Origin of the sequence: Sphingopyxis sp., assembly GCF_016463645.1 — a bacterium.
GTDB lineage: Bacteria > Pseudomonadota > Alphaproteobacteria > Sphingomonadales > Sphingomonadaceae > Sphingopyxis.
Map to the genome: position 1 here is coordinate 43,991 of NZ_JAEMQX010000009.1, position 25,428 is coordinate 69,418.

Genomic DNA, 25,428 nt, shown 5'->3' on the forward strand with positions numbered 1-25,428 from the left:
TATGACGATATCGATTGCACGCTTCGCCCTGGCATCGACCCTCGCGCTGTCGCTTTCGCTGACCGCAGCCCGCGCGCAGACGAGCCCGACGCCCGTCCCGGTGCAGACGACGGTCGAGCAAAAGCTCGCCGAAGGACCGGCGGGCTCGCGCTTCGGGATGCTTGTCACGACGCTCGATGGCGAGGTGCTGGTGTCGATCGCGCCCGACCAGCGCTTCATCCCGGCATCGAATACCAAGATGTTCACGACCGCCATCGCCTATGCCGAGCTGCCTTTGCTCCAGCGGACCGCAAAGGGTACCGGCGTACGGCTCGAACAGACGGGCGCCGCGACGGACGTCGTCCTGCACGGCCGCGGCGACGCGCTGCTGTCGAGCGCCGAAGACTGCAAGGCCGACTGCCTGCAGACGCTCGCCGATGCGGTCGCCGCGAAGACGCGCCATGTCCGCAACATTGTCGGCGACGACAGCTGGTTCCCCGACGAGCGGTGGAGCCCGGGGATGAGCTGGAACAATATCCAGTCGCGCTACGGCACCGGCGTCTCGGCGCTGACCCTCGACGACAATGAGCTGGTGATCAGGCTCACGCCCGGCGCGGTGGGCGCCGCGCCGACGATCGAGGCACCCGGCTATTTCGCGATCGAAAACCGCGTCGCCACCGTCGCCGGGAAAGCAGATGAAATCGAGGCGTTCCGCATGCCGAACAGCGGCGTCCTGCGGCTGACGGGAACGGTCGGCGCCGATGTCGCGCCGATGACGCTGCGCTATGGCATCGACGATCCGGCGCATTATGCCGCGTGGCGCCTCGGCGAACTGCTCCGCGCGCGCGGCGTGCATGTCGACGGCAATGTCGAGGTGCGTCACCGCCCGCTGACCACCGCCGACGATCCCGAAAACCGCAAGGGTGCAGCTGCCACGCTGCCCGTCGAACCCCCGATGCTCGCCGAACTGCCCGCGCCGTCGCTCGCCGAAAATATGGTGCGGATCAACAAGGAGAGCCAGAATCTCCACACCGAACTGATGCTGCGCCGCGTCGCGCGCCACGCGGGCAGCGGTTCGATCGCCGATGGACAGGCGGTGATGCACAGCGTGATGACCGCGGCGGGACTGCCCGCGACCGGCTATCACTTCGCCGACGGGTCGGGCATGTCGAGCTACAACCGCATCAGCCCGCGCGCCGCGGTCAGCCTGCTCGGCTGGATCGCGCGCCAGCCGTGGAGTATGGACTGGCGCGCGACGCTGCCGATCGCCGGACGCGACGGCACGTTGCAGAACCGCTTCAAGGGCACGATCCTCGAAGGCAGGCTGTTCGCCAAGACCGGGTCGCTCAACGCGTCGCGCGCGCTGTCGGGCTACCTCACGACGCGCAGCGGCAAGACCTTGATCTTCTCGGCGCTGGCGAACGACATGCCCGAGGACACCGATGCCCAGGCGACCGCCGCGGTCGACCGCGCGCTCGTCGCGATCGCCGAAGCGCTTTAGCCGGGCGCGAGGATCAGGCGCGCCGCCGCGTGGCGATCGACCGCCGCCTTGCTGAACCATAGCGGCTGCATCTCGCCCGCGATCCATTTGGGATAGAAGTCGCGATAGCGCGGCGAACGCGGATCGGCCGACTGGCCGGGCAACAGCAGGAAACGGCTGTTGTCCCACGCGCCGACGTCGGCGACGAACAGATAGCTGGCGCCATGCGAGACGTCGAAACCGCGCTTGGCATTGAAGCCGCGCGCCATCGGCGTGTTCCAGTCGCCGCCCGAGCGGCCGCCCTCGATCTTCGGAAAGGCCGCGGCGATCGCCGGGTTCGACGACGCCAGCGGATGCGCAATCGTCACACGGTGGAGGTCTCCCCACTTCCAGCCCGCGGGATCGGCACCGCCCAGTTCGACCGCGCGCTTCCAGCCCGCCGCCAGCGCCTTGTCGATCATCGCGTCGCGCGCCGCCAGCGGATCTTCGCCAAGGCGCTTGTCGGGTGCGGTAAGGATACGCAGCATTTCGGAAAGGTTGACCGACGCGATCAGATCCTTCGCCGCCGCCGGAACGATCCGGTCGTAAAAGGCGGTCGAAAGCGCCGCCATCACCATTTCGTAGAGCAGGGTCGCCGCGCTGTCGGCCCTGATCCCGCAATCCCAGCGGCGGAGCAGCGCCGCGGCGCTCGCGGCCTCGGGCGACGGAACGGCAGGCAGCAGCTTGACGATCGCGCGCGCCGGGAGCGACTGGACGTCGTGCTGGAGCGCGATGCTGTCCTCGATCCGGTGCTTCGGCTGGGCGCGCAGCACCTCGGCGCAGCGATCATAGCGGAAGGGATCGCTCCAGCTGAAGCTGATGATCCGCTCGCGATACGGATAGCCCGCCGGCAGATTCATCTGGTTCGCCGACGCGAACCAGCCCTCGGGCGGGTTATAGACATGCGGCATATCCTCGACCGGCAACAGGCCCGTCCAGTCGAAATCGCCGTCGCCGGGCGCGGGCAGCAGCCCGTCATGCTTCGGGCGGCGCGGGGTGAAGCCGATCGTCTGCCAGCCGGTGTTGCCGTCGATATCGGCATAATGGAAATTGGTAGGGGAGACATGCAGCCTGAACGCCTGCCGCAGCGAGGTCCAGTCCTTCGACAGGTTGATCGCGATCATCGCGAAGCGCATGTTCGCGCCTGGCAGCATGCTGACCGTGGCGAAGGCGACCGCGCGTTCGCGCGCCGCGTCCTCGGATACGATCGGGCGGCCATTCGCATAGCGCAGCGTCACTCGCTCGGGCGGAGCGCCCTTGACCGCAATCTCCTCCTCGAAGGTCTCGAACGCTTTCCATTCGCCCTTGTGCCAATAGCGGCCGGAATCGTCCTTCTTCGTTCGCAGGATGAACAGGTCGGTCTGGTCAATATGAAAATTGGTACGGCCGAAGGCGAAGCGATCGGTGTGCCCCTGCATGATGCCGGGCAGCCCCGGCGCGCCCGCCCCGATGACATCGAGCCCCGGCGCGGTCAGATGGACCATATGGCGCGGACTCGCTCCACCGATGCCGAGATGCGGGTCGTTGGCGAGGATCGGCCGTCCGGTCGCGGTGCGCGATGGCGCGACGGTCCAGGCGTTGCTGCCGAGCGCGAAGCGGTCGGCGTTGCGCTGCGCGGGGTCGAGCACCGCTTCCTGAACGGGCGCGAAGCTCGCAGTCCGGTTCGCCGGGTCGAGGATGCCAAGGTCGGCCTCGCTCACCGCCGCGACGTCGAGCCCCTCGGGAATGGTAAAGGACCAGGCGGGGCGCAGCGGGATCATCAGCTGATCGGCATCGAGCAGGCCTCGCGCCTGGAGCTGCGCCCGGCGCACCTCGTCGTCGGCGTCGCCCATGCTTATGCCGCGGTCGCGAACAAAATCGCGCACGTCCCAGCGCAGCGGACTGATGCCGAGTATCCCGTATTCGAGCGGCAACTGCGCCGGGTCGGCCGCGAGTTCGTCGATCCGCGCGTTGACGCCGGCGACATAGCCGCGCGCACATTCGAGCACGTCGGGCGGCAGCGCCGCGAGCTCGGACTCGAGGTCACCGTGATAGAGGAAGAGCCGCGCCGCCTTGTCGGCAGTGACGAAGCGTGGGCCGAACGACTCGGCCATGCGTCCCATGTCGCGGCGATGCTCCATGTCGATCTGGAACAGGCGGTCGCGCGCGACCAGGTAGCCCTGCCCGAAAAAAGCATCGTGGAGCGAAGCGGCCCGGACGTGCGGGACGCCAAGTTCGTCCTCCACGATCTCGATCGGCGCGCGTGCCCCGGACAGGCCGATCTTGCGCGACGAGCCTTTGATGCGGGGTTTTGCGATGAGGCTCCCGGGCATCGCGACAAGCGCGACCGAAGCCAGCAGGAACGCTCGGCGCTGGATCAACGGGTTTCCTTTCGAAAATGATTGATGATAGAATAGCCTATCGCACGACAGTGCCGCGGGGCCATAACAAGCACGCCGCGCCCTATAACTGCAAGCTATCGGGAGTCCGGCGAATTCGGGCCGTCCATTCCGCCGGGCTATATATCCATATATTCAGGTTATTAGCCTAGCTGTTGACCTGCCGACGCCACCCTGTAACTTCGCTGTCACGAAGCCGGTCGGCCGCGCGCCCCGAACGTCGCGATGGCCGGACCGGCTCGGCGCATATCGATAAAATAACAGGGCGGAGCGAAGCATCCGCCGGATGGTCAGGTGGGACGATAGGGCAAGCCAGTCCGGCAACCGGCCGGGACACGCCTCGGGCGGCGTGCGGCTTGGGCCCTGGGTGAAAAAGGGGACTGCTAACATGCGTGATGTTCGACAAAATCGTCTGCCGCTGGGTCGTTTCGGCGTTGCAATGACCGCGTTGGCACTGGTGCAGGCTGCACCGGCGCTGGCGCAGGCGCAGGAGCAAGCCGCTCCTGCCGACACCGAAGCGGCGCCGGCCGACCAGATCATCGTCACCGGCTCGCGCGTCGCGCGCGACGGCTTCCAGGCGCCGACCCCGCTGGTCGTGCTGACGCAGCAGGATATCCAGAACACCTCACCGTCGAACAATATCGCCGATTTCGTAAACCAGCTTCCGCAACTCGCGGGCTCGACGCGGCCGGCCAACTCGCGCCTAAACATTTCGAACGGTTCGGCGGGTATCAACGCGCTCAATATGCGCAACCTCGGCGAAAGCCGCGTGCTCGTTCTCGTCGACGGCCGCCGTTCGGTCGGTTCCACAATCTATGGCTGGGTCGACATCAACACCATCCCGCAGGCGTTGGTCGATCGCGTCGAAGTGGTGACCGGGGGTGCCTCGTCGGCCTATGGTTCGGACGCCGTCACCGGCGTCGTCAACTTCGTCCTCAACAAAAGGCTGGAGGGCCTGCGCATCACCGGCGACATCGGTCTCACCGACAAGGGGGACGGGTTCAACTATTCGGGCAGTGTCGCGGGCGGCATGTCCTTCGCCGACGGCCGCGGCCATGCGGTGTTCAACGCCGAGATCGCGCATCAGGACGGTATCTACGAAGTCGATCCGAACGACCGGCCGTGGAACCACCGGGGCTATCTGGCCTTTCAGAATCCCGACTATGTGGCCGGCAACGGCCTCCCCCAGTTCATCACGGTACGGAGAAACGCCGGCCAGACGAACCAGGCGCCGGGCGGCTTCATCACAGGTTCGGCGGGCAATAACAATGCGCTGCGCGGCCTCTATTTCGGCCAGAACGGTCAGGTCATTCCCTTCAACTATGGGTCGTTCAACTCGCCTGCGCTGAACAGCGGCTCTGCGGTGACTCGCACCGTTGGCGGCGACTGGCGGCTCAACGATTCGGGTCGCCGTATCGGCCTCAATCCCAAGGATGACCGCTGGGGCGCCTATGGTCGCCTGAGCTATGAAATCGCCGATGGCGTCGAAATCTTCGCTGAAGGGTCGTACAACAAGCAGGAAGTCTTCTTCAACGCTGGCCCCAACTTGGGCTCGGCAACGCTCAGCACGATCGGCTGTACGACCGTTCCCGTCCCGACGACCTGCAACGCCTTCGCGCTGCAGACGCTGGGCGCCGCACGGCTCGCGGGCGTCGACAGCGTTAGCATCACGACCACCGCGGCCGACCTGCCATTCCGTGGGATCAACAACAAGCGCGAGGTCCAGCGCTATGTCATTGGTGCCGAGGGTGAGTTCGACGCATTCGGCAAGTCCGCGCGCTGGGACGTCTACGGCCAATACAGCCGCTCGGACCTCCGCGAGCAGCTTCGCAACATCATGCACGTCGCCCGGATGCGAGATGCGACGAACGCCGCCTTTGCACCGGCCGGAAACGCCGGCGGCTATGCTACCGGCTCGATCCAGTGCTTGATCAACGTCGATGCCAGCGCCACCAACAATGATCCGAACTGCGTGCCGCTCAATCGGCTGGGCATCGGCGTCGCTGATCCGGCGGCGATCGATTATGTGCTCGGCGACCCCTATCGCAAGCAGGTAATGCAGCAATATGTCGCGGGCGCCAACCTGTCGATGACGCCATTCGCGACCTGGGCGGGCGACGTCAGCGTCGCGATCGGCGGCGAATATCGCGAAGAGAAGATCCGTGGCAGCGTTCCGGAAGAGTTTCAGCCGCTCGCGACGGTCGATGCCAACGGACGACCGGGCTTTTTGAACCAATGGTCGGTCGGCAACTATCTGCCGTTCAAGGGCAGCTATAATGTGAAGGAAGCCTATCTCGAGACCGTGGTCCCGCTGGGCTTTGGCCTCGAGTTCAACGGCGCGGTGCGCGCGACCGACTATTCGACATCGGGCTATGTCACCACATGGAAGCTCGGCGCGACTTGGGCACCGATCGAGGATATCCGTTTCCGCGTGACACGGTCACGCGACATTCGGGCGCCCAACCTCAACGAACTGTTCCAAGCGGGCACCGCCAACAGCGATTCGGTGCGCAACCCCCAGTTCGTTCAGGGCGACCCGACCAGCGGCCCGCAATTTTTCCCCTATTCGGGCCTGACGACGGGCAACCCCGACCTGAAACCCGAAAAGGCAGATTCGTGGAATATCGGCGCGGTGGTCACGCCGCGTTTCCTCCCCGGCTTCAGCGCGTCGGTCGATTATTTCCGTATCGACCTAGAGGATGCGATCGATACGCTTACGGCGCAGGAAATCGTCAATCGCTGCGACGAAGGACGGCAGGAATATTGTGCCGCGATCACCGAGGATCCGTCGCGCGAACAACCGGGGCCGCCGCGCGTCCCCTATCTGCTGATCCGCAGCCAGCCATTCAACTTCGTCAGCAAACTGGTGCGCGGCATCGACTTCGACGCCGCCTATCGCCTGCCGGTCGGCGGAGAAAGCAGTATCACGCTGCGGGGTAATGCGACGCGCTATATCGAGAATCTGTCGGACACCGGCATTACCGGTGTCACGCCGGTCAATACCGTCGGTGCGAATGGCGGCCAGTTCAGTACGCCAAAATGGATTTTCCGCGGTAGCCTCAATTACGAGACACCGACCTTCTCAGGCACCGTTGTCGGCCGCGGCGTCAGTTCGGGCAAATATCTGGCTAACGCCATCGAATGCACGAGCAACTGCCCGACCTCGACCAGCCAAGCCCCAACCTATGACAACAACCATGTCAAAGGGACCTTCTATGTCGACCTCAACCTGACGCAGAAGGTCCAGATGAAAAGCGGTTCGCAGGCGGAGCTTTTCTTCAACGTCACCAATTTGTTCGATGCCGATCCGCTGCTGCTGCCCGAAACGGGTCTCGCCGCGAACAGCACCTTTTCGGACCTGCTCGGCCGCCAGTTCCGTGTTGGGATCCGGTTCCGGACCAAGTAAACTGATCAGAAGAGCCACGCTCCCGCTTGAAAATCGCATCGACGTGCACGGTCCGGCACCGTGCGCGTTGACGCTGTAATACAGCAACCCAAATTGCTCTCTCCTTGCCCCCTATTCCATGCCATCAAGGCAATGAATCGTCGGAAAGGGCTGGATTTGTTGGACGGCAAACCGACCGCTCCGCTGCAATCTAGGAGCTTACATCCAGACAGGCAGGCCGTCATCCTGAGGAGTTGATCCGTTGAGCATCGCGAGTATCGCCCTGCCCCGCGTCTTCCGCATCGGCGGCGGGGCTTCGAAGCAATTGCCCGAGGTGCTTGGCGCGCTGGGACTGTCGCGGCCGCTGGTCGTGACCGATGGCTGGCTGGTGAGCAGCGGCCGTGTTCAGGAACTGACAGAGAGGCTAGCTAAGGCGGGAATTGCCGCGCGCGTATTCGCCGACACGGTGCCCGATCCGACCATCGCGTCGATCGATGCGGGCGTGGCGTTCCTGCACAAGGGCGAGCATGACTGCATCGTCGGTTTCGGCGGTGGCAGCCCGCTCGACAGTGCGAAGGCGATTGCCTTGCTGGGGATGCACGGCGGCGCGATGGCGGATTACAAGGCACCGCATGTACAGGACGCGCCGGGCTTGCCGGTGATCGCCGTCCCGACCACCGCGGGCACGGGGTCGGAGGCGACGCGCTTCACGATCATCACCGACGAGACGACCGACGAGAAGATGCTCTGCCCTGGACTCGCCTATCTGCCCGTCGCGGCGCTTGTCGATTATGAGCTGACCTTTACCAAGCCGGCGGGGCTCACCGCCGATACGGGGATCGATTCGCTGACGCATGCGATTGAGGCCTATGTATCGAAGCGCGCGAATCCGTTCAGCGACGGGATGGCATTGCTCGCGATGCGCGCGATCGCCCCGAACTTGCGCCGCGTGTGCAGCGACCCGATGGACGCCGCAGCGCGCGAGGCGATGATGCTAGGCGCGACGCAGGCGGGGATTGCCTTTTCGAACAGCTCGGTCGCGCTGGTTCACGGGATGAGCCGCCCGATCGGCGCGCATTTCCATGTCCCGCACGGGCTGTCGAACGCGATGCTGCTGCCCACAGTGACCGCTTGGTCTGCGCCTGCGGCGCTGGATCGCTACGCGGACTGCGCAAGAGCGATGGGGGTGGCGGACGAAGCCGAAGGCGATCAATCGGCAGTAGCGCGGCTGCTCGACGAACTGGCAGGCTTGAACCGCGAGCTCGAGGTTCCGGGCCCAGCGGCGTGGGGAATCGACACGGCGCGCTGGGAGGCGCTCGTACCGACGATGTGCGCGCAGGCGGCGGCATCGGGCTCCCCCGCGAACAATCCGCGCGTGCCAGAGGCGGAGGAGATGGCGATGCTCTACGCACAGGTCTGGGCTGGCTAAAACCTTTTGTTCATCGACAGCTAAGCCGAACGCTGCTTGAGTGCTATCGCCCCGCCTCCCTCTCTCCTGCGTCTCGATGTGGAGGCGGGGTATCCCACTCCGACGCCACCGCGGACCTGATCTTCCCGATGAATGCCGGCTCGCAGGGAGAGTGCGGGAGCGACATCGACTAGGCTTATTTTCGGACAGTGACCTTGAGGTAGGTCGCCGGGATTTCGGTGCGATCGGCACCGCTGCGGTTTTCGCGCTCGAACAATTGTTCGAGTTCGGTCTGAAGCTCGGCGCGGCGGCCGCTCTTCTCGGCCGCTTCGAACGCGTTCATCGTGGGACCGTAGTAGTCGCGGAAAATCGTGAGGAATTCGCGCGGCGTGCCCGCATAGCGGAAGGTGTACGTCGCGCGTTCGCAGGCAATCCGATCCTGCGCGATGCCCGCAGCGCCGAAACGCTCGCGCGCCGCATCCTCCTGTCCCCAGGTCACCGGGCTGACGAAGCCTTCGGGCGGCGGCGAGGTGTAGGCGGCGCAGATTTTGAGCAGATGCGCGATGAGGGTCGGATCGCCCGGGATCCAGTTGCCCATCACGATGCGCCCGCCCGCGCGCGTCACGCGGACCATTTCGGCGGCGGTGTCGAGCGGCCGCGGCGCGAACATCGCGCCGAAGATGCTGACGACGAGGTCGAAGCTGTCGTCGGCGAGCGCATCCAGATGCGAGGCGTCGCCTTCCTCGAAGCGAAGGTTTGCGAGACCGGCTTCGCGGGCCCGGACGTTACCCGCCGCCACAAGATTGGCCGCGATGTCGATGCCGAGCACATTGGCGCCGCGATAGGCCGACGGCACTGCAGTCGTGCCATCGCCGCAGCCGAGATCCAGGACGTCGAGTCCGGCACGGACGCCGAGGCTGTCGATCAGTTCATCGCCACTTTCGCGCATGCAGGCCGCGAGACGGGTAAAATCCCCCTTCTCCCAAAGAGCCTTGTTCGGGTTGGCGGGGATTGGTAGATTTTCGTTCTGCGGCGCGGCGGGGGCCGCGACCGGCTGGGTGGTTTCGAGCGTCACAACAGTCTCCTTGATACGGACCGGGAGGTGGTTCGACGGGAGGCTGAATAGGCATTCCGCGCGTCCATGCTTGAAGACGGCATGGAGAATTTATGGAGAAATGCTGATTTGTCCTTCGGCGCATCCCTAACCTATCGCTTCGAAAGCTTCGAGCTCGACCCAAGCAAGTTCGAATTGCGCGAACGGGGCCAAGCGAAGCGTCTGGAACCGCAGGTGCTGTCGCTGTTGATTCTCCTCGCGAGCAATGCCGATCGGCTGGTCAGCAAGGACGAGATTATCGAGGAGATCTGGGGCGGACGGATCGTGTCCGAAGCGGCTGTTGCGTCGCGGGTCAAAGCCGCGCGGCAGGCACTGGGAGATGACGGCAAGGAACAGCGCTTCATCCGCACGATCCACGGCCGAGGTTTCCGTTTCGGCGCGCCGGTCGCGTTCGCGCAGGGACAGGATTCGGCGCGGAACTCCGCCGAGCCCGTAACTGCAGAGATGGTCACTCCAATCGCTTCTGAAGACCGGCCATCGATTGCGGTGCTGCCCTTTCACCTTGTCGGCGGCCCCGGACCGCTGTCGGTTATCGCCGATGCGCTTGCCGATGAGTTGATCGGCGATTTGTCGCGCCTGCGCTGGCTGCTAGTGATCGCGCGCACCTCGTCGTTCCGCTTTCGCGGGCAGGATATTGGGTGCGAACAGGTCGGCGCGGCGCTGGGCGTGCGGTATTGCGTTACCGGAACGCTGGAGGAAGTGCGCGGCAACGCCATCCTGTCGGTCACGCTAGCACGAACGTGCGACCGCACCGTGGTATGGGCCGAGCGCTTCACCGCGAGACGCGACGAATTGCACGATCTTCGGTGCGAGATACTTGAGGCGGTGGTCGCTAATCTGGAAACACGCATCATCCGTAATGAGGTGGAGCGTGCGCGCCGGATGCCCGAGGGCGGGCTCGACGCTTGGTCTTCCTATCATCTCGGGCTCGATCATATGTTCCGCTTCAACCGGTCGGACAATGCGCGGGCGGCGTCGCTGTTCGCGCGGGCCCTCGAGCGCGATCCCGAATTTTCACGCGCACTGTCGGGCCTGTCCTTCACGCGTTTTCAGGATTGTTTCCTGCAATATTCGCCCGATCCCGACGCAATGGCCGAACAGGCGCGCTCATTCGCCGAGCGTGCGGTGCAGTGCGATCCGCTCGATCCCTTCGCACACCTCAACCTCGGCCGCTCGCTGTGGTTCGCCGACGCGGTGCCGGAGAGCATGGAGCGTCTGTCGGCGGCGATTACGCTCAGCCCCAATTACGCGCAGGCGATCTATTCGAAAGCCTGGGCCGAGATGACGCAATGCGACATTGGGCACAGCGACGAAAATGCCGAACTCGCGTTGCGCCTCAGCCCGCTCGACCCGCTGCGCTATGCGATGCTCGGGGTGCGATCGGTCAGCGCGCTGATGCGCGGCGATCACGAGAGCGCGGTCGAATGGGGCGAGCGTGCCGCGCGGTCGCCGGGCGCGCACAAACATATCGCGGTGATTGCGGCAATCGCTGCCGAAGCGGCGGGCCAACACGAACGCGCGGCGCAGTGGATCGGACGCGCACGGCAACTCGACCCGCAGGTATCGCGGGCAACCTTCATGCGATCCTTTCCCTTCGCCGCGACGGGCGGACGCGAAATTATCGAGCGGGCACTGCTCGGCACGGGGCTCTGACGCCGGCGAAAGCGCCGCTGCGCATCAGTTCGTCCAGTAGATATAGTCTTGCCCTTCCTTCCAAGGTGCGTCGAGCGGCACGTCGATGCGTACCGGCCCTTCGACGAGGCCCGGCCAGATCGGTTTCGCCATATCCTTGTTCTGCATCTCGATCATTGCGCGCAGTGCAGCGACGCGCTGCGGATCGCGCGCGGCAAGGTCGTGGCGTTCGGTCGGGTCGGCCGCGAGATTATAGAGACGCGCCTTTTCGGGGCGCTTCGTCACCTGCAATTTCCAGTCGCCCGCGCGCACCGCGCGATAATCGCCCGAGCGCCAGAACATGGCAGGGCGCTTGGCGGGGCCGGCGAGGACATTTTCGCTGTCGACCGTCCGGTCGCCGGGCAATTTCGCGCCCGCCGCGGCGGCGATCGTCGAGAAGATATCGAGATGCCCCGTGACATCGGCGCGCTGCGTTTCCGCCGCGATCCCGCCGGGCCAGCGCATGAACAAGGGCGTACGAATCCCACCCTCGAAGAAAGTCGCCTTCCAGCCGCGGAACGGCGCATTGAGATCGGGCATGCCGTTATACCAAGCGCCGCCATTGTCGCTGGTGAAGATGACAAGTGTATTGTCGTCGATTCCCGCCTCTTTCAGCTTCGCCATCACGTCGCCGATCCGGCGGTCGAGTTGCGCTATCATCGCGCCATAGACGCGCGTCTTGTGATCCTTGATCTGCGGCAACCGATCGTAGTCGACCTTCGTCGCCTGCAACGGCGTGTGCGGGGCGTTGAATGCAAGATACATGAAAAAGGGCCGGTTCCGGTTCGCCTCGATCGCCTTGATCGCCTCATCCGCAAAATAGTCGGTCATATGGCCCTTGGGATGGAAACGCTTGCTGCCGTTGAAGGTGACAGCGTGGCGAAGGTTCGCCCAGATGAAGCGGTCGATCGGGTCCCACGAAAGCTTGGCGTTGACGCTGTCGGGATCATCTTCGGGCAGGAACATCGCCGCGCCCGCGAGAATCGCCAGGCTTTCGTCGAAGCCCTGCGCGTGCGGCTGAAGCTTGGGCGCCTCGCCAAGATGCCATTTTCCGATATGGAGCGTGTGATAGCCAACCGCCTTCACCGCCTCGGCAATCGTCACCTCGCTCGCGGGGACGCCCATGTCGGGATAGGCCGGAATGTCGGAAGTAATCAGCTCCTTGTGGAAGATCGCGCGGTGTGGCCCGACGCCCTCGCCATGCGCCAGATTCTCGGCAAATTCGACCGGCACCGCTGTATATTCGAAGCCGAAGCGCGTCGGATAGCGGCCGGTCATCATCGCTGCGCGCGACGGTGAGCAGGTCGCGTTCGCGGCATAGGCGGTGGTGAAATTGACGCCCTCGTGCGCGAGGGCGTCAATATTCGGCGTCTTGACGATCCCGCCCGCAACTCCGCCCCCGTTGAGGCTGATGTCGTTGTAGCCGAGGTCGTCGGCGACGATCAGGATGATGTTCGGCGGACGCTTGCCCTCGGGCGCTTTCGCCGGTCCCTGCTGCCAGGCGACCGCACGGTTCGGCTGCACCGGGTCGCGCCAATCCTGGAGAATGCCGGGAATGCGGTATTTATTCGCCTCGAACGCCCAATAACCGCCTGCGCCTGCGAGTAACAATGCCGGGAGGGCGAGCCACCTTATCTTCACGATCATCTCCCACATCGTACCGTCGGCTTGTCCGGAAACAATTGACACTATATGTGTCATTATATTGACCGCGACGCAAGATCGTTTGACCCCGGCGCCAAGTCGGGCCAGCAGGGATGCCATGACGACAGGGTTGAAGAAGAGCGACGCGCAGCGGGCCGAACCCGACCGGATCGACGGCCGGCGCGCGCGCGGGCGTTCGAGCCACAGGCGCATCGTCGAGGCGATGATGGAACTGATCGTCGCGGGCGACCTGTCGCCGAGCGCGGCGCGCGTCGCCGAAGAGGCGGGCATCGGCCTGCGCACCGTGTTCCGCCACTTCGACGATATGGATGCGCTCTATGCCGAGATCACCGCGAAGATCACCGAGGAGGTGATGCCGGTGGTGATGGCGCCCTATCCCGACCAGCCGTGGCGCGACAACATCCGCGAGCTCGTCGGACGACGCGTGCGCGTGTTCGAGAGGACGCTGCCGTTTCGCCTTGCCGCCAATATCAAGCGCTACAACTCCCCGTTCCTGATGGGGCAGTACAGCCGGGTCGTGATGCTCGAACGCGAACTGATCGTCCGCCTGCTTCCGGCCGCGGTCCGGAACAACCGTATCGGTGTCGAGGCGCTGTGCGCGGCGCTGTCGTTCCATAGCTGGCGCACGCTTCGCCACGATCAGAGCCTGTCGGCCGAAGACGCGGGCACGGTGATGCGCCAGATGGTCGAGGCGCAGATCGCGGCGATCGCCGACGCGGACTGACGCCTATCCGGCCCGCGCGCGGCGGCGGCGGCGGCGGCGCAGTCCCCAGACGAGCGCGGACAGCAGCAGGACGATCCCTCCGGCCCACAGACCAAGGCGGATCAGCCGCGGCTTGCCCTGCCGTTCGAAGGCATAGCGGTTGATCTGTTCGTCGGCGGTGTAGCCCGCGGGCATGTCGAGGACGCCATTGGCTTTCGCATAAGCGCGATAGTCGGCCATCATCGCGGCGAAGCGGTCGGGCTCGGCGGCGGCAAGGTCGCGCGTCTCGCCCGGATCGGCCTTCAGGTCGAACAGCCGCCATTTCCCGTCGCCGGTGGGTGCGAGATTGCGCACCAGCTTGTAATCGCCGCGAAACAGCGCGGCATTGCCCGACAGTTCATAGCCGAGCGGCGCGTCGCCATGGACGCTGCCGCCCCGCCCCCCGAGCATCGGCACGAGACTGCGCCCGGTGACGGGTTCGACCGCCCTGCCCTGCCAGGACCCGCCATGCCCCGGCACGCCCGCCAGTTCGGTCAGCGTCGGCAAGATATCCGTGACATGCGCGAGGCCGTCGTTGATCGCCCCCGCGCGAATAGCGGCATGGCCGGGCCAGGCGATGATCAGCGGAACGCGCAGTCCGCCTTCGGACGCGGTGAACTTGTAGCCCGCGAGCGGCGATGCCGCGGCGCTCGCCCAGCCCGGCCCGATCGCGGCGAAGCTGCCACGCCGGCCGATATTCGCCGTCGAGAGGTCGTATTGCATATCGAGGAACAGCCGATTGCGCAGGCTGCTGAACGGATTGGTCGGCTCGGCGCCATTGTCCGACAGAAAGACGAAGATCGTGTTGTCGTAGTCGCCGGTGGCCTTGAGATGCGCGACGAGGCGGCCGATCTCGCGGTCCATCGCGGTCGCCATGCCGCCATAGGCCTGCATCACGCGCACCGCCGCAGCACGCTCTTCGGCGTCGAGTTTCTTCCAGTCGGGAGTGGTCGGCATGGTGACGACCGGCGCGCCCGCCGGCACGATGCCCAGAGCCGCGGCACGCTTCGCCCGCGCTTCGCGCAGCGCGGTCCAGCCGTCCCGATACATCGCCGAATAGCGCGCGATGTCGCTGTCGGGCGCCTGCACCGGGATATGGTTGGCGAGGAAGTTGATCGAGGCGAGGAAGGGTTTGCCGCTCTTCCGGTCGGCCTCGATATAGTCGATCATCCGCTGCACGACGAAGCGCGACGAATAATAATCCTTCGGCAAGGTCGCGGGCTTGCCATTCTCGGTCCAGTTCGCCTTGTCGTACATGCCCTCGATCGGGCGCTGTTCGAAATTGTCGGCGCCCGCATCGGCGAGGCTGAAGGCCCGATCGTAGCCGCGCGCATGCGGCAACCGCCGGGCATCGCTGCCGAGATGCCATTTGCCGGTGAGGTAGGTGCGGTATCCCGCAGCTTTCAAAAGCTCGGCGATCGTCACGACGCGAAAGTTCATCACCGTGTCGTAACCGGGCTTGCCGCGATGTTCGTCGGGGATCGTCTCGGGCATGTTGCCGAGCCCGTTGCGGTGGTTCATCACCCCCGTCTGCAGCATCGCGCGCGACGGCGAACAGGACGCCGCAACATGGAAGTTGGAGAAGCGCATCCCCGCCTTTGCGAGGGCATCGATGTTCGGCGTGGCGATTTCGGAACCGAAGGCGCCGACATCGGAAAAACCCCAGTCGTCGGCGAGCAGGATGACGATATTGGGATGTTTCGGCGCCGATGCCGCTGGCTGCCCCTGCACAGGGCCGATGCCGATGAGCGCGGCGATAGCGATGATGGCAGCACGCCGGGACCCGCCTAAGCGACCCGGCATTTAGTGATCCTCCTGCGTACTGCCATCACTCCCACCCCCTCGGGATGTGACACTTACTATGTCAATATATCGGCAAGTCAATGGGGCGATAATGACCGGGCAACCCTATCGTTCGCGATACCGGGGCGCGCGTTTCTCAAGGAAGGCGGCGAGCGCTTCGCGATGATCCCCGGTCGCCGACAGGATCACCTGCTGCCGGTCCTCGATCGCCATCGCGGCTTCGAGGCTGGGTGCGTCGATATTGAGATTGAGCGCCTGTTTCGAGAGACGCAGGCCATAAGGCGAGGTCGCGAGCATCTCGTCCGCCAGCGCGAGGCCGCGTGTCAGCAGCGCTTCCTCGTCGACGATCTCGCTGACGAGCCCGGCACGCAAGGCGCGCTCGGCATCGATGAAGCGGCCGGTCAGGATCATTTCGGACGCGAGGCTTGCGCCGACGAGCCGCGGCAGGAAATAGCTCGACGCCATGTCGCAGCCGCCGAGGCCGATGCGGATATAGGCGGCGTTGCAGCGAAACGACGGCGCCGCATAACGGACGTCGGAGGCGAGCAGCAGCGACAGCCCGCCACCGCACGCCGCACCATGGCCCAGCGCGACGATCGGCTGCGGGCAGGCGCGCATCTTGCGATAGATATTGCCGATTCCGGTCTGCGTGCGGAGCGTGCGGAGCACAGGCGTTTCGTCGCTCGACCGGTCTTCCCGGATGTCGAGCCCGGCGCAGAAGCCGCGCCCGGCGCCGCGCAGGATGACGACGCGGATCTCGGGACGTTCGGCGAGCCCGCCGAAATAGGCATTGAGTTCGTCGACGAGCCCCTCGTTCAGCGCGTTCAGGCGCTCCGGCCGGTTGAGCGTCGCGATCTCGACCGCGCCGCGCGCCTCGACGAGCAACTCGCTCACAATGTCTGCCCGTCGTCGACGGTGATGACGCTGCCCGTGATCCCGAGCGCGGCGTCGGAACAGAGCATCAGCAGCGGGGCGTGCAGGTCGCTCGGCGGGCGCATGCGCTGGCGCGGGAAGCTCTTCACCATGGCGGCGCCGACGTCGCTGTCGAACAGTTCGGCGGTCATTTCGGATTCGAAATAGCCGGGCTGGATCACATTGACGCTGATTCCGCGCCGCGCCCATTCGCGCGCGAGCGCCTTGCCGAGGTGGCGCACCGCCGCCTTGGTCGCGCCATAAACCGACGTCGCGGGAAACACCTTCTCGGCGGTGATCGAGCCGATCAGCACGATGCGACCGTGCTGCTTCTCGCGGCTGCCCGCCTTGTCGAGGCGCCTCGCGCCCTCGGTCGCGGTCAGGAAGACGCCGCGGACATTGGCGGCGAGCAGGAAATCGACCTCCTCGACCGACAGCCCCATCGCCATTTTTTCCGTCGCGACCCCGGCGTTGGCGACGATGGTATCGACGGTGCCGAAGGCGGCCTCGGCAGCGTCATAGGCCGCCCTGGTCGATGCCTCGTCGGTAACGTCCATGCTGACGGCAATCGCCTGCCCGCCCGTCGCCTCGATCGCGGCGACCTGTTCGGCGAGCTTGTCGGCGCGGCGCGCGGCGAGCACGACCTTCGCGCCCGAGGCCGCCAGCGCTTTCGCAAAGCCCGCGCCCAGCCCCGAGGAGGCGCCGGTCACCAGCGCCACGCGTCCCGTGAGATCGAACTTCGGTTGCTCCGCCATCATGCTCCCTTTCCTTCGTTACCTATGCATTGGGCTCGATTGACGTTCACGTCAACCGGACGCGCGGGTTGGCTGAAAAACCGCGACAAACATATTGACGAAGCGATTTTGTTCCCCTATTGTTCTCTTCGTGCACAACGAACCTCATCCCCCGTCGCGGCTGCCGAGCGCGGCGGGCGGGGGATAAAGGTCACCGCGTGTCGGTGGGCTTCACAATATATTGATCGCGGTCCTCGACGGGGACATTGCCCTGGATCAGGTGACGGCTGGCGTAGACGCCGTCGCAGATTTCGATGTCGAAGCGCTCCTGATCGCGCCGCCGCGTCTCGTCCAGAATATCGCCGATGGCGTCCGCATCGACGTCGAGCCGTCGCAGCGCCTCTTCCGCCATCACCAGTGCCGATTCGAAGGTTTCGCGGACCTGATAATCGACATTGGCGTGAACGAGCTCGATCGCATGCTCGCGGTCGAACGCGCGCGCCAGCAGGGGCGTGTGCGGGAACTCGGCCTTCACCAGCTCGACAATCCTGAGCGTGGTCTCGCGATCGTCGGTCGCGACGATGATCATTCGCGCGCTGTGCGCGCCCGCGGCATGCAGGATGTCGAGCCGCGTGCCGTCGCCGTAATAGATCTTGAATCCGAAGGCCATCGATTCGCGGATCGCGATCGTATCGGTGTCGATCAGCGAGATGGAGCAGCCATTGGCGAAGAGCGGCTGGCTGACGATCTGGCCGAAACGGCCGAAGCCGATCATCAATATGCTGGCGCTGAGGTCGTCGGCGACATCGAGATCGTCCGTCTTGTCCTCGGCGCGCGGCATGAAGCGATCGTGCAGGATGATCATGACCGGGGTCAGCACCATCGACACGATAATGATCGCGGTCAGCGTCGCATTGCTTTCGGCATCGATGATGCCGACGCTCGCCGCCGCGGCGTAGAGCACGAACGCGAATTCACCGCCCTGCGCCATCAGCACCGCGCGCTCGACCGCCTCGGCATGGCCGCTTCTGAACAGGCGCGCGACCGAGTAGATCACGATCATCTTGAGCGTCATGTATGCGGTGACCGAGATCGCGATCAGCCCGGCGTTGGCGGCAACGATATTGAGGTCGAGCGCCATGCCGACGCCGAGGAAGAAGAGGCCGAGCAAGATGCCGCGAAAGGGTTCGACGTCCGCTTCGAGCTGATGGCGGAAGGAGGATTCGGAGAGCAGAACCCCGGCGAGGAAGGCGCCCATCGCCATCGAGAGGCCGGCGGTCTGCATCGCGAGCGCGGCGCCGAGAACGACGAGCAGCGCGGCGGCGGTCATCACCTCGCGCGCCTTCGCCCGCCCGAGCAGCCGGAACATCGGGTCGAGCAGATAGCGGCCCGCAAGGATCAGGCCGACGATCGCGCCGAGACCGATCGCGACGGCGATCAGACGGTCGGTCATCGACACCGCCTCGCCGCCCGGGGCGAGGAAGGCGGTGAGCGCGAGCAAGGGCACGATCGCCAGATCCTCGAGCAGCAGGATCGCGATGATCCGGCGCCCCTTGGGCTGGCCCATCTCGCGCCGCTCGTCGAGCATCTGCATGACGATCGCGGTCGAGGTGAGGACGAAGCCGGTGCCGGCGACGAAGCTTGCCGCCACCGGATAGCCGAGCGCGAGCCCGACACAGATGAGCAGCGCGATCGCGCCGCCGACCTGCGCCGCGCCGAGCCCGAAAATCTCGCCGCGCATCGCCCACAGGCGCGACGGCTGCATCTCCAGCCCGATGATGAAGAGGAACATGACGACGCCGAGTTCGGCGACGTGCAGGATCGTCTGCGCGTCCGAAAAGAGCGCCAGCCCGAATGGACCGATCGCAAGGCCGGCTGCGAGATAGCCGAGCACCGACCCGAGCCCGAGGCGCTTGAACAGCGGCACCGCGACGACCGCGGCCGCGAGCAGGATCACGATCGGCAACAGGTCGAACCCGTGCGCCGCCGCCTCGGCGGCATGTGCTGTTTCGGCGGCCATGGTTCGTCCCCTACCCGGTCGTTGAGCGACCAAGGTGCCCGGGAAAGGTATCGGGAATCAAGCTCTGGTGAGAAAATCCCCGATCAGCGCGCGCCACGCTCCGTCGATTGCGAATGGGGGCGCGCGGCGGGGGCTTTTCCCCATGCCGCGTCGGGCTTCGCCTGCATCGTGAAGCGCAGCGTACCGCCGCCGCGGATCTCGGCGTCCGAAATCCAGCTGCGCGTCAGCGGCTTGCCGTTGAGTTCCACCTTGCCGACATAGGGGTTGGCTTCCGAAAGGCCCGCAGTCTCGATGGTGAAGCGCTTGCCCCCGGGCAGGTTCAGCACCGCGCGATCGACGAAGGGGCGCCCGATGACATATTGGTTCGACCCCGGCGCGACCGGATAGAAACCGAGCCCGGTGAAGACGAGCCAAGCCGACATCTGGCCGAGATCGTCGTTGCCCGAAAGCCCGTCGGGGGTCGGCTTGTACTGGCTGTCGACGATCTGCTTCAGTCGCTCCTGCGTCCGCCACGGCGCGCCGGCATAGGCGTAGAGATAGGCGACATGGTGGCTCGGCTCGTTGCCGTGGATATACTGGCCGATCAGCCCGGCGATATCCTCGGCATGGCTATAGTCGAGCTTCGAATTGTCGTAATCGAACATCGCGTCGAGCTTCGCGATCGTCTTCGCATCGCCGCCGAGGATGCGGAAGAGCGCGGCCTGATCCTGCGGGACGAACCACGAATATTGCCAGGCATTGCCCTCGGTATAGTCCGAGCCATAGTTGATCGCGGTGGGGTCGAACGGGGTGCGGAAGCTGCCGTCGGCCTTGCGCGCGCGGAGCCAGCCGGTCCTGGCATCGAAGCTGTTCCGCCAGTAACCGGCGCGCTTGTAGAAGCGGTCGGCGATGTCCTTGCGGCCCATTTTCTCCGCCATGCGCGCGATCGTCCAGTCGTCATAGGCATATTCGACGGTCTTCGACGCCGCCTCGGGCTCGCGGTCGATCGCGACATAGCCGAGCTTCATATAGTCGCCGAGCCCGCCATAGGGGGCGTATTCGGCGCTCGCGACCATTGCTTCGAGGGCTTCGTTCGCGTCGAAATCGCCGACGCCCTTCATATAGGCATCGGCGATCACCGGGACCGCGTGATAGCCGATCATCGTCCATGTCTCGCGGCCGTGGAACTGCCACACGGGGAGGATGCCGTGCGGGCTATGCTTACGGCTCGCGACGAGCGATTTGACGATGTCGCTGTTGGTCCGGTCGGGGGCGACAAGCGTGAGCAGCGGGTGCTGCGCGCGGAACGTGTCCCACAGCGAGAAGGTCGAGCGGAAGGTGAAATCCTTCGCGCTGTGGACCGCATCGTCGGGGCCGCGATAGCGTCCGTCGACGTCGCTCCACACGCTCGGCGCGAGCAGGCTGTGATAGAGCGCGGTGTAGAGATTGGTGCGCATCGGCGCGGGCGCCTCGATCCGGAGCGCGCCGAGCGCCGTGCGCCATTCGCCTTCGGTACGGGCGCGGACGGCGTCGAAGCCGGCGCCCTCGGCGTCGAGGTTGGCGATAGCGCCCGCCTCGTCGACGCCCGAGAGCGCGACGCGGACTTCGAGCGGCGCCGTCAGCGCCCCGAAATCGAGCTTCGCCTCGAGCGCCTTGCCGAGTTTTTCAGCGAGCGCATCGCTGCCGCGGCCGGGTGCCTGGAAACCCTTGTACGGCACTTTCTCGTCGCGATCGAGGAAGGCGTGGGACTTGAGCGGCGCCGAGAAGCGCATCGCGAAATAGAGCTTGCGGCCGGGCGCCCAGCCGCGCGTCTCGCGGAAACCGGTGAGCGTGCCGTCGGAGCGAAGGTGCAGCCCCGACCAGAGGATCTTGCCCGGATAGTCGTAGAGCGACGAGCGGAGGTCGAGGAGCAGATGCGCGTCCTTGCCCGCGGGGAAGCTGTAGCGGTGGACGCCGACGCGCGTGCCAGCGGTGAGTTCGGCGCGGATGCCGCTGTCGGCGAGGGTGACGGCATAATAGCCGGGGCTCGCCTTTTCGGTCGCATGGTCGAAGCGCTGGCGATAGCCCGAGCCGGGCTGCTTCGGATCGCCCGGATCGAGCTTCACTTCGCCGACCTGCGGCATGACGAGGATGTCGCCGAGGTCCGAATGACCCGCGCCCGAGAAATGGGTGTGGCTGAACCCCTGGATCGTCGGGTCGTGGTAGCTGTAGCCCGCGGCATGATCGTAGCAGTCGCGGATCTGGCATGTCGCGTCGGTGTCGGGCGACAGTTGCACCATGCCGAAGGGCGCGGTCGCGCCGGGGAAGGTGTGGCCTTCGGGGCCGGTACCGATCATCGGATCGACGAAGCCCAGCGGATCGGGCCCCGGCTGTTCGGCGAAGGACTGGATCGGCAGGAGGGCGAGCAGCGCAGCGGCGGTGGCGAGGCGTTTCATGACGCCCTTGTGCCGCCGCCCGGGCGCGCTGTCCAACGGCGAACGCGAAGCCCGAGCTTCACGCGGCCGCATGGGTGCCGGCGCTTTCGACCGCATCCATCGCCAGCGCAATCGCGCCCAGCGGGCCGGCCATCGTCCCGAGCTCGGGCGAGATGACATAGGCGCCATTGCCGGGGACCTGCATATAATCCGCAAGGCTGGCCTCGAGCTTTGCGTTGATGCGGGGAAGCAACTGCGGCTGGCCCGAGAGCACGCCGCCGCCCATCGCGACGCGCATCGGCCCGGTCGTGCAGGCCAGCGCATGCACCATCGTCGCGAGCGTGTGCACGATCGGCTCCCACACCGGATCGTCGGGTCCGACGTCGGACAGCGAGCGGCCATTCAGCCGCGCTTTCAGCGCAGTGCCCGACGCCAGTCCCTCGACGCAATCGTCGTGGAAGCGGCAGACGCTGGTCATATCGTCGCCGGCGAGGCGCGGGACGAGAACATGACCGATCTCGCTGTGGCTGAACCCGCGCGTCGGACGACCGTGAACGATCAACCCGACCCCGACCCCGGTGCCCACGGTGACATAGGCGAAATCGTCGAGCCCGCGACCGCTTCCCCAGCGGATTTCCGCGAGCGCGGCGCCATTGACGTCGGTATCGAACCCGATCGGAACAGCGAACGCCGATTGCAGCGGCCCGAGCAGGTCGGCCCCCTCCCAATCGGCCTTGTTCGTCGCGCCGATCTGCCCGTAATCGGCTTTGGCGGGATCGACCCGGATCGGGCCGAAGGATGCGATCCCGAGACCGCAGAAACCGTGCGACGTCGCCCATTCATCGAGCACCGCCTTGATCGCGGGCAGCGTTTCCCATGGCACGGTGGTAGCGATCGTCCGCTGGTCGCGGATGTCGTCCGGACCCGCGGCAAGCGTGACGACGCATTTGGTGCCGCCGAGTTCGACGCCGGCGAACAGGCGCGCCCCGCCGCGGTCTGTTACAGGACCATCCATCAGCGCCATCCCCTCACCCGATCGCTGTGGCTTCTGACGGGCGCAGTGCCGCAGCGCAAGGCCGAAGCCCGGCAGGCGGCCGGAAACATGGTTTCTGATCCGGCAGATGGCAGGATTGGGAGAGATTTCACGAGGGATTCCGTTCTTATCATTTTCTTTTCGCTATCAAAAACTTGTCGCAAATTTGCGTCATGCGGGGGCCGAGCCGAAGGAAGGCGGGCGGTCGGCCTTGGCGGTGCCGAATTGCGACGGCTTGGCGCCCATCTCGAAGACAAGCTCGCCGCCGCCGATCAGGTCGCGATGCGCGATCCAGTTCCGGCTCCACGGTTTGCCGTTCCAGCGCACCGACTGCACATAAGGCCGGTCGGGGGCATTGCCCCCGGCGCGGACGGTGAGCGTCTTGCCCGCGCCGACCGTCACCTCGGCGACGTCGAACAGCGGCGATCCGAAGACGTAGATCGCGCTCACCGGATCGACCGGATAGAAGCCCAATGCCGAGAGGATGAACCAAGCGCTCATCTGGCCGCAGTCGTCATTGCCGATCACGCCGTCGGGGTCGTTCCTGTACATCTCGACGAGCAGACGCCGCACCATCGCCTGCGTCTTCGCGGGCGCGCCGCAATAGGCGTACATATAGGCGACATGGTGGTTGGGCTCGTTGCCATGCGCATATTGGCCGACGAGCCCCGAAATGTCGGGCGGCGCATTGTCGGGCAGGGTCGAGGGCGCGTTGAACAGCGCGTCGAGCTTTTTCTCGAATTCCGCGTCGCCGCCGAAATGCCCGATCAGTCCATAGACGTCGTGCTGGTTGAGGAAGGTCGCCTGCCAGCCGTTCGCCTCGGTATAGTCGCGCCATTTCTTGACATTGTGGCCGATCTGGACCGGGTCATAATCCTTCCACCAGCTTCCGTCCCTGAAGCGCGGGCGCGCGAAGCGGGTTTCGGGGTCGATGACGCCGCGATAGTTCCGCGCGCGCTTGCGCAATGCCGCGGCGTCGTCCTTGGCGCCGACGGCATCGGCGAGATGCGCCATCGCCCAGTCGTCATAGGCATATTCCTGCGTCCGGCTGACCGATTCCCACACCTCGTCGCACGGAATATAGCCGAGGTCGTAATAGAAGCCGCGGCCGAGCGTGCTGTCGATATCCTTGTAATCGCGGTCGAAGGCGCGGCGGCGGATGTTCGGCCATGCGGCGGCATAGTCGGCGCTGATGCCTTTCGCATGCGCCTCGGCGAGCACCGACACGCCGTGCCAGCCGATCATGCACGCGGTTTCGACCCCCTGCAGCGGCCAGACAAGCGGCCCGGCGGGGCTCTGCGTGGTCTGGCGGCAGATATCGCGGACGAGCAGCGCAGCGCGCTCGGGGTCGATCAAAGTCAGCAGCGGATGGAGCGCGCGATAGGTGTCCCACAGCGAATAGGTGCTGAACGCCTCCTCGCCCTGCTCGGCGCGGTGCACCTCGCGATCGAGCCCGACATAGCGGCCGTCGCGGTCGGTGAAGAGCGTCGGCGCGAGCTGCGCATGATAGAGCGCGCTCGTCATGATCGTGCGCTGCGCCTCGGTCCCTCCCGCCACGCGGATGCCGCCGAGCGCCTTGGCCCAGATGCCGCGCGCGGACTTTACCGCACCGTCGAAATCCCAGCCCTTCGCCTCATAGGCGAGCGCATCGCGCGCGCCCTGCACCGCGACCGCCGAAAGGCCGGTCTTGATCAGGATCGGATCGCCGCCCGCCTCGTCGAAGAAGAAAGCGACCTTGAGCCTGTTGCCCTTGATCGACTTGGCGCCGTCGGGCGCGGGTTTGCCGTCGTCGCCGAAAAATTGCACCCGGTCGGGGCGGCGCGACATCTGCATCGCGAAATGGATATGGCGGCCCTTCGCCCAGCGGTTGACCTGCCGGCTGCCGGTGAGCGTGCCGTCCTCGCCGAGGTCGAGCGACGCCTTTTCGACGACGATACCCTTGTCCCAGTCATCCTCGATCGCATGCGCGAAATCGATCAGGATATGGCCCGCGCCCTGACCGAAATGATAGCGGTGCAGCCCGCAGCGTTCGGTAACGGTGAGTTCGGCGAGCACGCCGGTCTCGAGCTTCACTCGGTAATAGCCGGGCTCGGCATGCTCGTCCGAATAGCGCTGGCGAAACCCCTCGCCGGGCTTTTCGATCGTGCCGGGTTCGAGTTTCAGCTCGCGCCGCGTCGGCACGACGAGTACGTCGAGCATGTCGCCGATGCCGGTGCCCGACAGGTGCGTATGGCTGAACCCCATGATCGAGCCGTCTTTCTGGTGGTAGCCCGAGCAGGCGTCCCAGCCATGGGTGTTCGTATCGGGGCTCAATTGTGCCATCCCGAACGGCAGCGACGCGCCGGGGAAGGTGTGACCATGCCCGCCGGTGCCGATGAAGAGGTTCGGCTTGCCGGGCGCGAGCGCGGCGCCGCCCGCCACCGAGCGCGAACAGCCTGCGGGGACGGCACCGCCGAGCGCAAGCAAGCCCGTTGTGGCGAGAAGCTGGCGGCGGCTCGTCGTCATCATCGCGCCCGCTCCGCTCACAGCGGCCGCGCCAGCAGCGCGGGGCGCTTGTCGGCGACCTCGACGATCAGCTGGCCGAACAGCGCGTTCGCCCAGGCGAACCAGCTGCGCGTGAAGTTCTTCGGATCGTCCTTGTGGAAGCTTTCGTGCATGAAGCCGGTGCCGCC

At 65.6% G+C, this 25,428-nt stretch carries 16 protein-coding genes; 5 read left to right on the forward strand and 11 right to left on the reverse strand.

Features of this window, described 5'->3' with window-relative positions:
• The first annotated feature begins 1 nt into the window (after position 1).
• Entirely contained in the window at positions 2 to 1,480 is a 1,479-nt protein-coding gene (dacB, locus tag JHC57_RS04210) for a D-alanyl-D-alanine carboxypeptidase/D-alanyl-D-alanine-endopeptidase (RefSeq protein WP_294028794.1), read from the forward strand.
• Here dacB and JHC57_RS04215 read toward each other — a convergent pair.
• A complete protein-coding gene (locus JHC57_RS04215; RefSeq protein ID WP_294028795.1) occupies positions 1,477 to 3,858 on the reverse strand; it encodes a penicillin acylase family protein in 2,382 nt (793 codons plus the stop codon). The two genes, dacB and JHC57_RS04215, sit on opposite strands and share 4 nt — an antisense overlap.
• 457 nt (positions 3,859 to 4,315) lie before the next feature.
• Between JHC57_RS04215 and JHC57_RS04220 the strand changes: the two genes are divergently transcribed.
• Both JHC57_RS04220 and JHC57_RS04225 read left to right on the forward strand, forming a co-directional pair.
• Positions 4,316 to 7,282: a TonB-dependent siderophore receptor gene (locus JHC57_RS04220; protein WP_294028796.1), complete on the forward strand. Its 2,967-nt coding sequence runs from the start codon at positions 4,316 to 4,318 to the stop codon at positions 7,280 to 7,282.
• Between the two features lie 241 nt (positions 7,283 to 7,523).
• Positions 7,524 to 8,690, forward strand: a complete 1,167-nt coding sequence (locus JHC57_RS04225; protein ID WP_294028797.1) for an iron-containing alcohol dehydrogenase — start codon at positions 7,524 to 7,526, stop codon at positions 8,688 to 8,690.
• A 175-nt stretch (positions 8,691 to 8,865) separates the two neighbouring features.
• Here JHC57_RS04225 and JHC57_RS04230 read toward each other — a convergent pair whose 3' ends face one another.
• The gene (locus JHC57_RS04230; protein WP_294028798.1) at positions 8,866 to 9,744 is read right to left on the reverse strand and encodes a class I SAM-dependent methyltransferase; all 879 of its coding nucleotides are present in this window, start codon (positions 9,742 to 9,744) and stop codon (positions 8,866 to 8,868) included.
• Between the two features lie 108 nt (positions 9,745 to 9,852).
• On the opposite strand from JHC57_RS04230, the gene JHC57_RS04235 reads away from it, so the two are divergent.
• The gene (locus JHC57_RS04235) at positions 9,853 to 11,436 is read left to right on the forward strand and encodes a winged helix-turn-helix domain-containing protein (RefSeq protein ID WP_294028799.1); all 1,584 of its coding nucleotides are present in this window, start codon (positions 9,853 to 9,855) and stop codon (positions 11,434 to 11,436) included.
• Between the two features lie 24 nt (positions 11,437 to 11,460).
• Here JHC57_RS04235 and JHC57_RS04240 read toward each other — a convergent pair whose 3' ends face one another.
• Complete coding sequence (locus JHC57_RS04240) at positions 11,461 to 13,143, reverse strand: sulfatase-like hydrolase/transferase (RefSeq protein ID WP_294028800.1); 1,683 nt, start codon at positions 13,141 to 13,143, stop codon at positions 11,461 to 11,463.
• Between the two features lie 73 nt (positions 13,144 to 13,216).
• On the opposite strand from JHC57_RS04240, the gene JHC57_RS04245 reads away from it, so the two are divergent.
• Positions 13,217 to 13,843, forward strand: coding sequence for a TetR/AcrR family transcriptional regulator (locus JHC57_RS04245; protein ID WP_294028801.1), 627 nt, complete (start codon positions 13,217 to 13,219; stop codon positions 13,841 to 13,843).
• 3 nt (positions 13,844 to 13,846) lie between these two features.
• Here JHC57_RS04245 and JHC57_RS04250 read toward each other — a convergent pair whose 3' ends face one another.
• The 8 genes from JHC57_RS04250 to JHC57_RS04285 all read right to left on the reverse strand — a co-directional run.
• Positions 13,847 to 15,664, reverse strand: coding sequence for an arylsulfatase (locus JHC57_RS04250; protein ID WP_294028802.1), 1,818 nt, complete (start codon positions 15,662 to 15,664; stop codon positions 13,847 to 13,849).
• A gap of 105 nt (positions 15,665 to 15,769) precedes the next feature.
• On the reverse strand, positions 15,770 to 16,561 hold the full coding sequence (locus JHC57_RS04255) for an enoyl-CoA hydratase/isomerase family protein (RefSeq protein WP_294028808.1): 792 nt from the start codon (positions 16,559 to 16,561) through the stop codon (positions 15,770 to 15,772).
• A complete protein-coding gene (locus JHC57_RS04260) occupies positions 16,555 to 17,331 on the reverse strand; it encodes an SDR family NAD(P)-dependent oxidoreductase (RefSeq protein WP_294028809.1) in 777 nt (258 codons plus the stop codon). Before JHC57_RS04260 ends, JHC57_RS04255 begins: the two co-directional genes overlap by 7 nt.
• 190 nt (positions 17,332 to 17,521) lie before the next feature.
• Positions 17,522 to 19,330, reverse strand: coding sequence for a monovalent cation:proton antiporter-2 (CPA2) family protein (locus JHC57_RS04265; protein WP_294028803.1), 1,809 nt, complete (start codon positions 19,328 to 19,330; stop codon positions 17,522 to 17,524).
• A gap of 83 nt (positions 19,331 to 19,413) precedes the next feature.
• The gene (locus tag JHC57_RS04270) at positions 19,414 to 21,744 is read right to left on the reverse strand and encodes a GH92 family glycosyl hydrolase (protein WP_294028804.1); all 2,331 of its coding nucleotides are present in this window, start codon (positions 21,742 to 21,744) and stop codon (positions 19,414 to 19,416) included.
• 58 nt (positions 21,745 to 21,802) lie between these two features.
• Positions 21,803 to 22,738, reverse strand: coding sequence for an ROK family protein (locus JHC57_RS04275; protein ID WP_294028805.1), 936 nt, complete (start codon positions 22,736 to 22,738; stop codon positions 21,803 to 21,805).
• A 189-nt stretch (positions 22,739 to 22,927) separates the two neighbouring features.
• Entirely contained in the window at positions 22,928 to 25,264 is a 2,337-nt protein-coding gene (locus JHC57_RS04280; RefSeq protein ID WP_294028806.1) for a GH92 family glycosyl hydrolase, read from the reverse strand.
• Positions 25,265 to 25,278: 14 nt separating this feature from the next.
• A partial coding sequence (locus tag JHC57_RS04285; protein ID WP_294028810.1) for a glycoside hydrolase family 125 protein occupies positions 25,279 to 25,428 on the reverse strand: 150 nt, incomplete at its 5' end.